Annotated in this window: 13 protein-coding genes and 1 tRNA gene; 9 read left to right on the top strand and 5 right to left on the bottom strand. The window is 36.7% G+C overall.

Features of this window, described 5'->3' with window-relative positions:
• Positions 1–2: 2 nt before the first annotated feature.
• Positions 3–1349, bottom strand: a complete 1347-nt coding sequence (locus tag ZA07_RS04405; protein ID WP_053970525.1) for a TolC family protein — start codon at positions 1347–1349, stop codon at positions 3–5.
• Positions 1321–1956 (bottom strand): TetR/AcrR family transcriptional regulator, encoded by a 636-nt coding sequence (locus ZA07_RS04400; protein ID WP_053970524.1) that lies wholly within the window; start codon positions 1954–1956, stop codon positions 1321–1323. The genes ZA07_RS04405 and ZA07_RS04400 overlap by 29 nt, the downstream gene beginning before the upstream one ends.
• Before the next feature lie 107 nt (positions 1957–2063).
• Here ZA07_RS04400 and ZA07_RS04395 point away from each other — a divergent pair, with 107 nt between their 5' ends.
• Together ZA07_RS04395 and ZA07_RS04390 are read left to right on the top strand one after the other, a co-directional pair.
• Positions 2064–3038, top strand: coding sequence for a polyprenyl synthetase family protein (locus ZA07_RS04395; protein WP_053970523.1), 975 nt, complete (start codon positions 2064–2066; stop codon positions 3036–3038).
• Positions 3038–3388 carry a hypothetical protein gene (locus tag ZA07_RS04390; RefSeq protein WP_053970522.1) on the top strand — a complete coding sequence of 117 codons (351 nt, stop codon included), beginning with the start codon at positions 3038–3040 and terminating at the stop codon, positions 3386–3388. Before ZA07_RS04395 ends, ZA07_RS04390 begins: the two co-directional genes overlap by 1 nt.
• Here ZA07_RS04390 and ZA07_RS04385 read toward each other — a convergent pair.
• Positions 3385–3966, bottom strand: coding sequence for an alpha-ketoglutarate decarboxylase (locus tag ZA07_RS04385; protein WP_231628628.1), 582 nt, complete (start codon positions 3964–3966; stop codon positions 3385–3387). The genes ZA07_RS04390 and ZA07_RS04385 overlap by 4 nt on opposite strands.
• Before the next feature lie 64 nt (positions 3967–4030).
• On the opposite strand from ZA07_RS04385, the gene ZA07_RS04380 reads away from it, so the two are divergent.
• Positions 4031–6790 carry a 2-oxoglutarate dehydrogenase E1 component gene (locus tag ZA07_RS04380; RefSeq protein ID WP_053970521.1) on the top strand — a complete coding sequence of 920 codons (2760 nt, stop codon included), beginning with the start codon at positions 4031–4033 and terminating at the stop codon, positions 6788–6790.
• A gap of 26 nt (positions 6791–6816) precedes the next feature.
• On the top strand, positions 6817–8034 hold the full coding sequence (gene odhB, locus ZA07_RS04375) for a 2-oxoglutarate dehydrogenase complex dihydrolipoyllysine-residue succinyltransferase (protein ID WP_053970520.1): 1218 nt from the start codon (positions 6817–6819) through the stop codon (positions 8032–8034).
• A 454-nt stretch (positions 8035–8488) separates the two neighbouring features.
• On the opposite strand, the gene ZA07_RS04370 is transcribed toward odhB, so the two are convergent.
• Together ZA07_RS04370 and ZA07_RS04365 are read right to left on the bottom strand one after the other, a co-directional pair.
• Positions 8489–9115 carry a response regulator transcription factor gene (locus ZA07_RS04370; protein ID WP_053970519.1) on the bottom strand — a complete coding sequence of 209 codons (627 nt, stop codon included), beginning with the start codon at positions 9113–9115 and terminating at the stop codon, positions 8489–8491.
• Positions 9116–9176: 61 nt separating this feature from the next.
• Positions 9177–9620: a TIGR02281 family clan AA aspartic protease gene (locus tag ZA07_RS04365; RefSeq protein WP_053970518.1), complete on the bottom strand. Its 444-nt coding sequence runs from the start codon at positions 9618–9620 to the stop codon at positions 9177–9179.
• Positions 9621–9669: 49 nt separating this feature from the next.
• Between ZA07_RS04365 and ZA07_RS04360 the strand changes: the two genes are divergently transcribed.
• The 5 genes from ZA07_RS04360 to ZA07_RS04340 all read left to right on the top strand — a co-directional run bounded on the left by ZA07_RS04360 (position 9670) and on the right by ZA07_RS04340 (position 12950).
• A complete protein-coding gene (locus ZA07_RS04360; RefSeq protein WP_053970517.1) occupies positions 9670–10437 on the top strand; it encodes a TatD family hydrolase in 768 nt (255 codons plus the stop codon).
• A 1-nt stretch (position 10438) separates the two neighbouring features.
• Positions 10439–11467: an asparaginase gene (locus ZA07_RS04355; RefSeq protein ID WP_053970516.1), complete on the top strand. Its 1029-nt coding sequence runs from the start codon at positions 10439–10441 to the stop codon at positions 11465–11467.
• Between the two features lie 74 nt (positions 11468–11541).
• A tRNA-Ser gene (locus ZA07_RS04350) sits at positions 11542–11629 on the top strand.
• A gap of 73 nt (positions 11630–11702) precedes the next feature.
• Entirely contained in the window at positions 11703–12479 is a 777-nt protein-coding gene (locus tag ZA07_RS04345) for a MotA/TolQ/ExbB proton channel family protein (RefSeq protein ID WP_053970515.1), read from the top strand.
• A 21-nt stretch (positions 12480–12500) separates the two neighbouring features.
• On the top strand, positions 12501–12950 hold the full coding sequence (locus ZA07_RS04340) for a hypothetical protein (protein ID WP_053970514.1): 450 nt from the start codon (positions 12501–12503) through the stop codon (positions 12948–12950).

Genomic DNA, 12950 nt, shown 5'->3' with positions numbered 1-12950 from the left:
AATTAGTTGTTAATAGTATTTAAAGCCGTTTCTAGGTCAACTTTGAAGTTGATCACATTTAACATGGCTTGTAAAAAGTCTTGTTGTGCTTGATATAGCTGAGTTTGGGCTTGTCTTAAGTCAAAACTGGAGCCAATTCCCTCAAAGAATTTTGTTTGGTTTTTTTGCTCAATGCGTTCTGCCAATTCCAAATTCTCTTTTTTGATTTCATAATCTTCGATGGCATATTGATACTCCGTTTTGGCTTTTGCGATTTCCAGTTTTATTTGTTGCTCTGTTTCGGTTAAATCTGTTTCGGCCTTTTCCAAATTGATTTTTGCCCGTTGGGTTGCGGCACTTCGCATTCCAGAACTAAATATGGGAATGTTCAAACTAACACCTAAGAGGGAGGAACCATACCAAAGCTGGTCGTTTTGCAAGAAAGAGAAATCATTACTGTTACCCATATAGGCTCCATTAACAAAAGCACTAAGAGTTGGTAAAAACTTGCTTTTTTCTAATTTCAATAGTAGCTCTTTGGAAATTTTATCGTTTTCTGCAATTTGAAAGTCAATATTATTACTCACATTTTCTTCAACATTCAGTAGGTCTAAACTCATGTTTTGTAATGCCAAGGCTTCCAAATCATCGGTAAGCGTTACAGGAGAATTGATATCCAAACCAAGAGTAATGTTAAGCATTTGATAAGCCAATTTCTCCAGTCTTTCAGATCTGTTTAAGTTGCTCTTTAAACCAGAAAGGGTGATTTGCAATTGCTCGACACTCTCTTGCTCTTCCAATCCTTCTTGAAAAATCTTATCCGTTTCATTCAAGTTTTCTTCAACTACCTGAATGTTTCTATTCAATATTTCTACAGATTCTTTAGAGAGCAAAACATTTCCATACGCATTGATTACCGCTCTGCGAACTTCTAAATCGGTTTTTTCTTTGGCGTTTTCTGAGATTTCCAAATACACTTTGGCAGATTGTAAGCCTACTAGGTAGGAACCATCAAATAACAATTGGTTCAATGTAGCTGAAGCATTGACGCTTTGCTTCGTTCCAAAGGTAACAGGTAAGAATTCGCCTTGATTTCCGCCAAAAAATTCTGCAGGAACTAATTGAACTTGCTGTTTTATGAAGTTTTGATAGTCAATTTTAGCATCCAGTTGTGGTAAACCGGTTGCCGTGGTTTCCCATTTTTGTTGTTCGGCTGCCTCAATGTCTTTTTGAGCATTTAACGCAGATCGGTTATGCTCCAATGCATAATCGATTGCTTCTTGTAAACTAAAACTTTGCTCCTGAATTTCCTGAGAAAGGATAGGAAGGCCTAATAAAAGGCTAAAGATTAGTATCAGGGTTTGTTTCATTGGGTAATGTTTGATTTTTTAAATAGGTTTCAAGAATTTCAGATCCTTTTGGGGTACAAATTCCCCTAAGGTGGTATTCCAAATAATGATTCATCAAGGACCGCATGGAGAATCGTTCTAGTGGGAATAATTCTTTGTCCTTTAAAGCCATCATACAGTTGAAATATATTTTTGATATAAATGGAACATCAATGGATTCTCTATATAACCCTAAGGAAACACCTAGTTCCAAATTACACACCACACAATCTTGCATGACGCAAAGTTGTTTGGATTTTACATTTTCAAATATTTTAGGGTAATACTTTTGAAGTTGAAATTGAGGAGATGATTTTTCATCCTTGAGGTGTCTCATAAGGAACTCCTTTATTTCAAAAATTTCTTCAATAGGATTGTTTTCTTTTTTTCTGATTTCGTCAATACCCGTGGAAATAATTTCAAACATATAAAGCACTACTGCTTCAACAAGGGTTTCCTTATTGGAGTAATTTTGATAGAGTGTTTTTTTTGACATTCCCAAAGCATTGGCAATTTCATCCATGGTGACACTCTTGAATCCATAGTTCAAGAACATGTCTGCTGCCGTCTTTAAAATTTCATTCTTCATAATCGGGACAAAAGTAATCAAGGAAACTTTTAAAACAAAAAAAGTTTCCTAAGTTTTAACAATTTTTTAATATTGCCTTCTTCCCGCATTTAAACTATTTTTGTTTCATGCAGCAAATTTCATTTTACCAAGAGGTATTTTTAAATTATTTGGAGACCTTTAAAGTTCAGAAAGAACCCGCCAATCTCTACAATCCCATCAATTATATTTTGTCTTTAGGAGGAAAGCGCTTAAGGCCCGTTTTAACCTTAATGACTTCAGATATTTTTAGTGGAGACCACCAAAAAGCCCTTGATGCGGCATTAAGCATAGAAGTGTTTCATAATTTTTCCTTGATTCACGATGATATTATGGATGATGCACCGCTGAGAAGAGGAAATGAAACCGTTCATGAGAAATGGGATATCAATACGGGAATCCTTTCTGGAGATGCTATGTTAATTTTGGCTTATCAATTGTTTGAAAATTATGAGTCAGAAATATTTAAGGACTTGGCCAAATTATTTAGCAAAACGGCCTTAGAGGTTTGTGAGGGTCAACAATATGACATCGATTTTGAAACTCGAGACGATGTCACCATTGCGGAATACCTTAAAATGATCGAATATAAAACGGCTGTTCTGATTGGTGCCGCCATGAAAATGGGAGCAATTGTTGCTCAAGCTTCAAAAGAAGATCAAGATCGCATATATGATTTTGGAAAGAATCTTGGGGTAGCTTTCCAATTGCAAGATGATTATTTGGATGCTTTTGGAGACCCAAAAACCTTTGGGAAACAGGTGGGAGGAGATATCATTGAGAATAAGAAGACCTATCTGTATTTAAAAGGATTGGAAATGGCTTCTTCCGATAGTAGAAATCAGCTTCAAGGTTTTTATTCGGCAAAAACTAACGATGCGGGTGAAAAAATAGAAGCCGTCAAAACCATATTTGCTGACAGTGGATCTGCCGATGCCACCAAATTGGCTATTAAAGAATATACAGAAAAAGCATTCTCGATGTTGGACAATCTTGATATTTCAGCAGACAAGAAACAATTGTTGCGAGCTTTTGGAGAACAATTGATGAACAGAACGGTATAATGGTACTTCCGGCAACTTTTAATGATTTAATAGAAGAAGCTCAGGGTAAGGAGCTTTATGCAAAGCTTGTCAAACAGTTGAATAAGGACTTTTTATATGCCAATATCGATTTGGATTTTGATCAAGACATCTTGCCTAGTAGCCTCAAGTTAATCCTGCATGAAACCATTTACAAACTGATTCAGGAACGGTTCGCCGAATACCTTAATCTGCTCTATATTGTAGATGTATCAGAGTCCAAGATCAAACAATTAGACGGAATGGATGCCTTAAAATTATCTGAGGATGTGGTCTTTTTGATTCTGCAACGCGAGTGGCAAAAGGTGTGGTTAAGAAATCAATATTCCTAAAAATAAACCCTTACAAACGGCATCCAAGATTGGGCATAAATGCTTTTGTCGCTATCATAAAGCACATCAAAGCGCATTCCCACAGTGACGTTTTGAGCTCTAAATCCGGCTCCAAGGAATAGGGCCGGATACCAGTAATTTTCATCGGCAATTCCCCAGCGACTGTCCCAATCCCTGTTTACGTTTAATTGCTCAAATTCTGTGGATATCTGAAGTTGTGGAATGGGATTGAAAATGCCTATGACACTGCCTCCAAAAATGGTTGATTTGTGATAGTATTTTCTGCTGCTGTAGGTTCCGTTCAGTCCGAGTCCAACAGAAACATAAGGATTGATGTCATAAAGGGCGCTCGGAGCCAAGGTGCCACTAAAAAATTCGTTTCCAAAACTCAGTCCGATACCACCCCCAAATCGCACATGATTCCAAAAGTCAGATTTTTTTTCTTGTGCTTGAATGGAAGTGCTGATTAACAGGATAAAGCAAAATATAGAAATGGTTTTTTGCGAAAATGGTTTGTAGGTTGGCATCATGGTGTAAATACTTGAATTAAAGTTATCATAAATATAATAAAACCGCATCTAATTTTGGTAAAAGTTGTATTTTTGACAAAATTTTCCAAAAGCTAGAAAGCAGAAATTAATAATGGATAAATATTCCTTTTTAAACGCCGCACATACAGCATTTTTCGCTGATTTATACGAACAATACCAAAAAAATCCCGATTCAATAGAACCCAGCTGGAGAGCCTTTTTTCAAGGTTATGATTTTGGGAGTGAAAGCTATGGAATGAACGGAGAGATCGTGGAAGGGGTTTCAGCCCAAATTCCAGAACATGTTCAAAAAGAGTTTCAGGTTGTTAAGTTGATTGATGGCTACAGGACTCGTGGACATTTATTTACCAAAACCAATCCGGTTAGGGATAGAAGAAAATATGAGCCAACTTTGGCATTAGAGAATTTTGGGTTGACCGAAGCTGATTTGGACACCGTTTTTAATGCCGGAGAGATTTTAGGCATCGGAGCTCAGAACCTTCGAGAGATTCTTCGTCATTTAAATAAGATTTACTGTGAATCCATCGGGATTGAGTACATGTACATTCGTACTCCCGAGCATATTCAGTGGATTCAGAATAAACTTAACATTAACGATAACCATCCAGAATTTTCAACCGAAAGAAAGAAACATATCTTAAAGAAACTGAATGAAGCGGTTTCATTTGAAAGCTTTCTGCATACCAAATATGTTGGGCAAAAACGTTTTTCGTTGGAAGGAGGAGAAACTTTAATTCCGGCATTGGATGCTTTGGTTGAACAGGCCGCTGATTATGGTGTGAAAGAGTTTGTAATGGGTATGGCCCACCGTGGACGTTTAAGCACCTTGACCAATATTTTTGGGAAATCGGCAAAAGATATCTTCAGTGAATTTGATGGTAAGGACTATGAAGAAGAAATCTTTGATGGTGATGTCAAATACCACCTTGGTTGGACCAGTAACAGGGTTACTTCTAAAGGGAACGAAATCAATTTAAACATTGCTCCCAATCCATCGCACCTAGAAACTGTTGCTTCAGTTGTTGAAGGAATTGCAAGAGCAAAACAAGATGATAAATATGTAGACAATCCTTCAAAAGTATTGCCAATTGTAGTGCATGGAGATGCTGCTATTGCTGGTCAAGGGATTGCTTATGAAGTGGTGCAAATGGCACAATTGGATGGGTATAAGACCAATGGAACCATTCATATTGTAGTAAATAACCAGATTGGTTTTACAACCAATTATTTGGATGCCCGTTCAAGTACTTATTGTACAGATGTAGGTAAAGTAACCCTATCGCCGGTGCTTCACGTGAATGCTGATGATGCTGAAGCCGTAGTTCACGCTACTTTATTTGCTTTGGATTTTAGAATGGCATTCAAAAAGGATGTGTTTATTGACCTGCTAGGGTACCGTAAATATGGACATAATGAAGGAGATGAACCAAGATTTACACAACCTAAGTTGTATAAATTGATTTCTAAGCATCAAAATCCACGAGATATCTATGCTGAAAGGTTGATGTCTGAAGGGGTCATTGATGCTGATTATGTATCGCAACTAGAAGAGGAATACAAAGCTAAATTAGAAGAGAATCTAGAGGATTCAAGAAAAATTGAAAAGACCGTCATTACGCCATTTATGCAAGATGAATGGAAAGGTCTAGAAAGAGTCATGGAAGATACCATGATGAAGAATGTTGACACCACGTTCTCTAAATCTGGTTTGGAACGAATTGCTGATGTTATTTCAACTTTGCCATCAGATAAAAAATTCATCCGGAAAATTGAAAAGTTGGTTCAGTCTAGAAAAACCATGTTCGAAGAGGATAGGTTAGATTGGGCCATGGCAGAACATTTAGCCTACGGAACTTTATTGGAAGAAGGCTATGAGGTTAGAATTTCAGGTCAGGATGTAGAAAGAGGAACATTCTCACACCGTCATGCTGTTGTAAAAGTTGAAGATAGTGAAGAGGAAGTGGTATTGCTTAACAATGTAAGCAAAGATCAAGGACGTTTCTTTATTTACAATTCCTTATTGTCAGAGTATGGGGTCTTAGGCTTTGAATACGGTTATGCCATGGCAAGCCCAAATACCTTAACTGTTTGGGAAGCACAATTTGGAGACTTTAGTAATGGGGCTCAAATCGTGATTGACCAGTATATTTCTTCTGGAGAAGATAAGTGGAAAACCCAAAACGGTGTGGTGATGTTACTGCCTCATGGCTATGAAGGTCAGGGAGCAGAGCACTCTTCAGCAAGAATGGAACGTTACCTTCAGTTATGTGCTAAGGATAACATGTTTATAGCCGATTGTACAACACCAGCTAACATGTATCACTTGCTAAGAAGACAGGTGAAGGCCAATTATAGAAAGCCTCTTATTGTATTTACTCCAAAAAGTTTGTTGCGTCATCCTAAATGTGTCTCAACTGCGGATGAATTTGCAAATGGCAAGTTTGAGATGTTAATTGATGATCAGTCAGTTAATACAAAAGATGTGAAAACATTAGTCTTTGTTACTGGTAAATTTTATTATGATTTATTGGAACAAAGAGAAACGTTAGGAAGAAGCGATGTTGCCTTAGTGAGAGTTGAACAGCTATTTCCTCTGCCTGCAGAAGAAATGAGAGAAGTTCTTAGTAAATATGGACATGTTGATGATGTTGTTTGGGCTCAAGAAGAACCAAGAAATATGGGGGCTTATGGCTTTATACTTATGCATTTTAATGAAGCAAGGTCCTTTAGAGTAGCCAGCAGAAGAGCTTATGGAGCTCCGGCAGCTGGAAGCTCGACTAGATCAAAAAGACGTCATCAAGAAGTCATAGATTACGTTTTTGATAAAACAAAAGATAACCAAAAGATATAATACCCAAAACATAAAATTATAGACCAATGATTTTAGAAATGAAAGTTCCTTCACCAGGAGAATCCATTACAGAAGTTGAAATCGCTGAATGGCTAGTACAAGATGGTGACTATGTAGAAAAAGATCAAGCCATTGCTGAAGTAGATAGTGATAAAGCCACCCTGGAGCTTCCTGCAGAAGCCAGTGGGACTATTACCTTAAAAGCTGAAGAAGGGGATGCTGTTGCTGTGGGCCAAGTTGTATGTTTGATAGACACCAACGCGGCAAAACCAGAGGGAAGTGGATCTGAAAAGAAAGAGGAGAGCAAACCAGCAGAGCCTAAAGCTGAAGAGAAGAAAGCTGAGCCTGTAGCAGAGAAAAGTACCTATGCTACTGGATCTGCAAGTCCTGCAGCTAAAAAGATTCTTGCTGAGAAAGGGATGGAAGCTTCTCAAGTAACTGGAACAGGTAAAGATGGAAGGGTGACTAAGGAAGATGCAATTAATGCCAAGGTATCCATGGGAACCCCAACAGGAGGAACTCGTGGAGAATCTCGTTCTAAGTTGTCTATGTTACGTCGTAAAGTAGCTGAGAGATTGGTCTCTGCTAAAAACGAGACAGCCATGTTGACAACGTTCAATGAGGCAAACATGACACCTATTTTTGAGCTTAGAAACCAATATAAAGAAGAATTTAAGAGCAAACATGGAGTAGGACTTGGGTTTATGTCGTTTTTTACTCTGGCGTGTGTTAGAGCCTTGGAAATGTATCCTGCGGTTAATTCCATGATTGATGAAAAGGAAATGGTGAGCTATGATTTTTGTGATATTAGCATCGCTGTTTCTGGCCCTAAAGGTTTGATGGTTCCTGTTATTAGAAACGCAGAGAATTTAACTTTTAGAGGTGTAGAAGCTGAGGTAAAACGATTGGCAATTAGAGCTCGTGATGGGCAAATAACGGTTGATGAAATGACAGGTGGAACTTTTACCATTTCAAATGGAGGGGTTTTTGGAAGTATGTTGTCAACACCAATCATTAATCCTCCTCAAAGTGCCATTTTAGGAATGCATAACATTATTGAAAGACCTATTGCAGTCGACGGAAAAGTTGAAATTCACCCAATGATGTACTTAGCCCTATCTTATGATCATAGAATTATTGATGGTAAGGAGTCTGTAGGATTCTTAGTGGCGGTTAAAGAAGCCTTGGAAAATCCTGTGGAATTTTTAATGAATGGAGATGTGAAGAAAGCACTCGAGCTATAAGCTAAGTGCATACAATATGATTTATTAAAAGGGCTTTCAGATATCTGAAAGCCCTTTCTTTTTTAACGTGAAAAACTAAAACTAATAAAAATTTACAAAGATGTTGATTGAGATAACAATTAACACTATAACCATCAATCCAATGATCAAATATTTGTTTAGAGAATTAGATTCTTTTTCCATGGTTTAAATAGGTTTTGTAGATTTAAGGAACCCTGTGCCATGTGGCACAGGGCGTTGAAAATCCCTTAATTAGGCAATCGATTAATAGCTTTGTAAAGCTCGCTATTATTTCGCTATGATGCAATACGTAGAAATACGTAATTTTTATAAATAAAAAGGCCCTGAAAACTTTTGGTTGACAGAGCCTCTTAATTCTCCCTAAGAACTAATTAATAGCATTGTAAAATTCGGAATAAATTACATACCAAACAATACGTAGAACTACGTATTTTTAGTCTAAAAAGGGTTCAATTTCTTTAGCAAATAGAGCTAAGGTGGTGTGTTTGGATTCTAATTTTAATTTCTTAAGCATGTTGCTCTTATGTTTTTCAACGGTTCTGTCAGAGATAAACATAATATCTGCAATTTCCTTAGCCGTTTTATTTTGAGCGATATGTTTTAAAACTTCTTTTTCAGTTTTTGTGAGCGATTCCAATTCTTCGGGGACCTGTTCAACCTCTAAATGAGACAAGAGTTCTGGACTAAAGTAGGCTTTATCATTTAGTACTGAAGCAATACATATTTCAATTTCTGCTAGGGCAAACTCCTTTAATACATATCCGTAAATATCTAATTCCTTGGCCTTTAGGTATATGGATTCATCTTTTTCGACCGTAATTAAAATAATTTTAGTGGGTAATTGTAGTTCTTGACACTTTTCTGCAATCTGTAATCCCGTTAAATAAGGCATTTGAATATCTAAAATAGCGATATCTGGTTTTTGGGAAGAGATAAGTTCAAACGCATCTTTTCCATTTTCAGCACTATCTATAACATTATAGCCTTTTTCTACCAAGAAATCAAAAAGGCCCTTTAATATTAATGGGTGGTCATCGGCTATGACGATAGAAGTTTCCATAAATCAGTCTTTCAGGGGAATGTAAAGATACTGACTGTCGGGAATTAAGGAAAGAAAAATTTTACAATTTTAAATACAGGTATTTTTTATCATAGTCAATGATTGCTTTTCCTTTTTTTAAAATATCAGCTCCGAGAATGCCATCTACTGGTTGTGCATTGTGATTTACTAATGCTGTATTGACATGAGTGAGATTAAAAAGGATCAATGCTACTTTGTCCTTTTTCCACTTACCTATCTTTATTTTATTCTTTTTTGATAATTGGGTTTCCATGTCAATGGCTCCTGCACCTGCGGCTTTAATCTCAGACTCCATGGTTTTGAGCTTAAAGGTTTCGGCTGTCTCAAACCCGACACAGGAATTGGAAGCTCCCGTATCTAAAATAAAGACACCTTTTACACCATTGATACTCGCTCTAATTTCAAAATGATTCGTTTTGGTGAGATGCAACTTGATTTTTGTATATCCTTTGTCAACAAGGTAATCCCTGAGGTTGTTTTCCATTTAAAGTTTTCTTGCAAATATACTTAAGTAAAAGGACTATTTTTGCGGCATGATTATAACAGATACACATACACATCTTTATAGTGATGCTTTCATTGATGATAGGAAGGAAATGGTTCAGCGTGCATTGGATCTTGGAGTTGAGAGGTTTTTTATTCCAGCGATAGATTCTTCATACAATAAAGCGATGTTTGAACTTGAAGGGATGTTTCCCGATCATGTTTTTTTAATGATGGGATTACATCCAACATCTGTGAAAGAGAATTACAAGGAAGAGTTAGCCTTGGTTGAATCTTTTCTATCGGAACGAAAATTTTGTGCTGTCGGTGAAATAGGAATTGATTTGTATTGGGATCAATCAACTTTAGGAATTCAACAAGAGGCTTTTAAATTTCAAATTCAATTGGCCAAAAAGCATCAATTGCCCATTGTTATTCATTGTAGGGATGCTTTTGATGAAATCTTTGAAATACTGGATGAAGAGAACGATGAACAATTATTTGGTATTTTTCATTGTTTCACTGGCACTTTAGATCAGGCAGAAAAAGCATTATCCTATAATATGAAATTAGGTATAGGAGGTGTAGTTACTTTTAAAAATGGTAAAATAGATCAGTTTTTGAATAAAATTGATTTAAAACATATAGTTTTGGAAACCGATTCTCCCTATCTGGCACCGAAACCTTTTCGAGGAAAAAGAAATGAAAGCGCTTACATAGTTAAAGTGCTTGAAAAACTATCCGAATTGTATGGTGTGCCAGAAGAGGAAATTGCCCGTATGACAACTCAAAATTCGAAAGACGTCTTTAAGATTTAATATGCAACAAAAACCTAAAATCCTGCTTATATACACGGGAGGTACCATAGGAATGATGAAAGATCCAAAATCAGGTGTGCTTAAGGCATTTGATTTTGCCAATCTTTTAAAACGTATACCTGAGTTAAGATTATTGAGTTGTGATATTACAGCATTATCTTTTAAAGAGCCAATTGACTCTTCCAATATGAATCCAAAGTTTTGGGTTCAAATTTCAGAAATAATTGAATCCAGTTACGATAGGTTTGATGGCTTTGTAGTGTTACATGGAAGTGACACTATGAGTTATACGGCATCCGCATTAAGTTTTATGCTTGAAAATTTGGCTAAACCAGTTATACTAACTGGTTCACAGTTGCCTATTGGAGATTTGAGAACCGATGCCAAGGAGAATTTGATAACTTCGATTCAAATGGCTTCTTTGCAGGAGAATAATCAACCTGTGGTAAGAGAGGTGGGTCTCTATTTTGAATACAAATTATACAGAGGAAACAGAACCACAAAAATTAATGCGGAGCATTTTGAGGCTTTTGAGTCTTTTAATTATCCCAATTTAGCAGAGTCTGGTGTTCATCTAAAAGTAAACCATGAGGCGCTTTTTGTCCCAGATGTTAACGAAAAACTTTTGGTTCACAAACATTTCGACACCAATATAGTTTTGGTTAAAATGTTTCCGGGAATTAGTGATACCATATTGGAGTGCATGGTCAACCATCCTTCAATAAAGGGGATTGTTTTGGAAACTTATGGAGCTGGGAACGCTACAACAGAAAAATGGTTTGTGAATGCCCTCAAAAAGGCCATAGAAAGAGGCGTACAAGTGGTTAATGTAACCCAGTGTCCTGGAGGAAGTGTTAACATGGGGCAGTATGAAACCAGTTCCGAGTTAAAACAAATAGGGGTGATTTCTGGAAAAGACATGACATCAGAGGCTGCGGTGGCAAAACTAATGTATATGCTAGGTGAGAAGATTTCTTCTAACTCATTCAAAACCATGTTTGAAGCCTCATTACGCGGAGAAATCACATAAAATTAACTCCTAAAATTTTTAGCTTTCAAAAGTTTTTTTGTTATTTGCTACGCTATTTTGTAGAGCATAATAATAGAGAGGTGTCCGAGTGGTCGAAGGAGCACGCCTGGAAAGTGTGTATACGCCAAAAGCGTATCGAGGGTTCGAATCCCTTCCTCTCTGCTACTTTTTTGTTTTATAAGCGCATTTTTTTTTATCTTTAACACTTTAACTAATAAAATTAAGAACAATAACAATGAAAAGATTATTTTCTATCCTAGCCATTATGTGTTTTATGGCAATCGGAAAAGCTAATGCAACGACAACTGCAATGACTGCAGCTGCAACAGTTGTTTCACCTATTCAAGACGATGCTGATGATTCGGTAACTGAAGAAAAAGTTTCATTTCATCAAGAATTAAAAAAGCGTTTTATAGAAGGTGGCCCAGGATTTATGGGGATTGTATTATTGTGTTTAATTCTTGGTCTAGCTATAGCTATTGAGAGAATTATCTTTTTAAATCTTTCCACAACCAACACCAAAAAATTAACAGCAGAAGTAGAAGACGCTCTGAATTCTGGAGGAGTAGAAGCTGCTAAAGAGGTTTGTAGAAATACAAAAGGTCCTGTTGCCTCAATCTACTATCAAGGTTTAGATAGAGTTGATGAAGGTTTAGACGCTGCTGAAAAGGCTGTTGTGGCTTATGGAGGTGTTCAAATGGGACAATTAGAGAAAAATGTTTCTTGGATTTCATTATTTATCGCTTTGGCTCCGATGTTAGGATTCATGGGTACGGTAATTGGTATGATTCAAGCATTCGATAAAATTGAAGCTGCTGGGGATATGCAACCGTCATTAGTTGCGGGAGGTATTAAAGTAGCCTTATTGACAACCGTTTTCGGTTTGATCGTAGCAATTATTCTTCAAATATTCTATAACTACATTATTGCTAAGATTGATAGCATCGTTAACGACATGGAAGATGCGTCAATTACTTTAATGGACTTGTTGATTAGACATAATAGAAAGTAATAACTGCTTAAAAAACATAACATGTTACATAAAATTTTAAAAATACTAGCAGCCATTTTAGGAGTACTTGGGCTCATTTTCCTTGTCAGAATTATTGCTGAAGGAGATGATGCGATCAAGTCGGCAGCTGCAATGGGAGATACCTCTATAGTAGATCCATTTGCATATGTTGCGTACTTCATTATGGTGATAGCGATCGTATTTGTTGTGGTTTTTATGTTAAAAAACCTCTTTACAAATACGGCAACGCTTAAAAATACGTTAATAGGAGTAGGAATCTTTGCAGCTGTATTGATCATTGCATATATGGTTTCTGGAGGTGATCCAAAAACATATTTATATGGTGGTGAAGCTGTAAGTGAAGGAGAATCTCATATGGTAGGAGCAGGTTTGATAGCTTTTTATATCTTAATCGTTACTGCTGCCGTTGCTATGTTGTTCTCTGGAGTGAAAAAAATAACAAGTAGATAA

It is taken from the genome of Mangrovimonas sp. ST2L15 (assembly GCF_001280515.1).
In the GTDB taxonomy this organism is placed as follows: domain Bacteria; phylum Bacteroidota; class Bacteroidia; order Flavobacteriales; family Flavobacteriaceae; genus Mangrovimonas; species Mangrovimonas futianensis.
This window is presented reverse-complemented; position numbering and strand designations above follow the sequence as displayed.